The organism is Amycolatopsis sp. SID8362 (assembly GCF_010550475.1).
Classification (GTDB): domain Bacteria; phylum Actinomycetota; class Actinomycetes; order Mycobacteriales; family Pseudonocardiaceae; genus Amycolatopsis; species Amycolatopsis eburnea.
Window position 1 is genome coordinate 1 of record NZ_JAAGNB010001126.1, and the last position, 1,955, is coordinate 1,955.

Below are 1,955 nucleotides of genomic sequence, written 5' to 3' on the forward strand. Positions count from 1 at the left end.
CGGGCCGGGAGCACGTGCCCGGCCGCCCAGACGACGACGCCGTGCTCGTCGCGGTGCCGGACGTCGCCGTGCAGGCGGACGTCCCGGCCGGCGACGCTGCCCTCGAGCACGAAGGGGTCCTCCGCGACTCCGTCGGCGGCGAAGGTGAGTTCGCCGCCGGGGAACACCCGGCCCAGGAACGGGATCCCGGTCCGCACCGGGCGGGCGTCGAAGGTGACCGTGAACGCCGAACCGGGGGTCCAGTGCCCGCCGGTCGCGACGAGCCTGCCGCGGACCAGCGGCGGGCGCGGGGAGATCTCGATGACGCACCGGTCGCGGCGCAGGGTGAAGCCCGTCCCGGGCGGGGCGGGCAGGACGGCGGTGTCGGACATGGGGGGAGGTCCTCCGGGGAAGGGTGGGGGCCGGTGGCCCGGCGCGAACCGGGCCACCGGCCGCGGTCAGCAGCTCGCCTGGTTCAGCAGCGGCGTGAGCACGGTTTCGAGCCACACCGTGTGCGTCTTGACGTACTGGTCGAGGTTCAGCAGGTCGGTCACCTGCTGGCCCAGCGACGTCTCCAGGTGCGCGCTCTTGATGTGCGCGACGATCGGCGCGAGCGTGTCGGTGAGGACCTGGCCGCCCGACCCGTCGAACGCCGGCGCGAGCACGGTCTCCAGCCACACCGTGTGCGTCTTGATGTACTGGTCCAGGTTGAGGATGTCCTGCACCTGCTGACCCGGGGAGGTCTCCAGGTGCGCGCTCTTGACGTGGTCGAGGATCGGCTGCAGGACCGCCTTCGGCACGCAGGAGCCGCCGGCCGGGGTGGACGGCATCGGCATCGAGTGGCTCGGCGCCGAGGTCGGGGCGGACGTCGGGGCCGAGGTCGGCGGGGCGCTGGTCGGCGCCGAGCCGGTCACGGTGACGGTCGCCTTCATGTCCGGGTGGATCGAGCAGTAGTAGGAGTAGGTCCCGGCCTTGGTGAAGGTGTGGCTGAACGTCTGCCCGGTCTGCAGGGTCGGCGAGGTGAACTTCTCCGGCCCGTCGGTGACGACGATGTTGTGCGGGGCGGTGTCGTGGTTGGTCCACGTCACCGTGTCGCCGACGGCGATGGTCAGGCTCGCCGGGGAGAACTTGTACCCCATCGCTTCGACGGATTTCGCCGAGCCCGTGGCGGCCGGCGCGGCCTGTTCCTGGGCGAGGCCCTGGTACAGCGGCACGGCCAGGGGGCTCTGCTTCGCCAGCGCCGCGAGGTCGACGTTCGTGGCCTGCGCCGGAGCGGCCTGCTCACTGCTGCCGCCGCGGAGCGTGGCGATGCTGAACAACGCGGTCGCCAGTGCGAGGATCGCCACGGCGACCGGCCAGTGCCGTCGGCGCCGCACCTCCTCCGGTTGCCCGGGGGAGACGTGGGGGTTGTCCATTGAGGACTCCTTTCGGGGTGTGCGATCAGCGGCCGGGGCTGGCCGTGACGAGGAAGCTCGCCGCGAGGAGAACCACGACCACGAGCGTGGTTTCGGCGGCGACGGAGTGGACGAACGGACGGACGGTGGCCGCGTCCCCGCGCAGGACGACGGCGAAGTCGAGGCGGCGGCCGACCCAGCTGCGGCTGGCCTGCGCCGCGAGGAGCACGACCGCGAGCACGCCGAGCTTGATCAGCAGGGTCTGGCCGTAGGCGGTGCCGAACACCCGGGCGAAGCTGCCGACGGTCTGCCACGCGAGCGCCACCCCCGCGGCGACCACGACGGTGACGGAGATCATCGCCAGTTTCGAATAGCGGGGGATCACCGCGGCGAGCTCGTCGGGGTTGCGGCGGGCGAGGACGCCGAACAGCAGCACGGCCAGGCCGCCGATCCACGCGGAAGCGCCCGCGAGGTGGGCGAAATCCGCGACCTGCGACAGCCACGGCCGGGTGCTCTCGGCCGCGTGGCCGGTGAGGCCGGTGGTCCGCAGCAGCCCGAGCACGATCGCGCCGGCCGCGACGC

3 protein-coding genes are annotated in these 1,955 nt (G+C 72.9%); all 3 read right to left on the bottom strand.

Features of this window, described 5'->3' with window-relative positions:
* The coding region (locus G3I65_RS35280) for a hypothetical protein (protein WP_160699940.1) at positions 1-371 on the bottom strand (371 nt) is incomplete at its 3' end.
* A gap of 66 nt (positions 372-437) precedes the next feature.
* On the bottom strand, positions 438-1,394 hold the full coding sequence (locus G3I65_RS35285; RefSeq protein ID WP_160699941.1) for a cupredoxin family copper-binding protein: 957 nt from the start codon (positions 1,392-1,394) through the stop codon (positions 438-440).
* A 25-nt stretch (positions 1,395-1,419) separates the two neighbouring features.
* Positions 1,420-1,955: copper resistance D family protein (locus G3I65_RS35290; RefSeq protein ID WP_203612605.1), on the bottom strand; the 536-nt coding region annotated here is incomplete at its 5' end.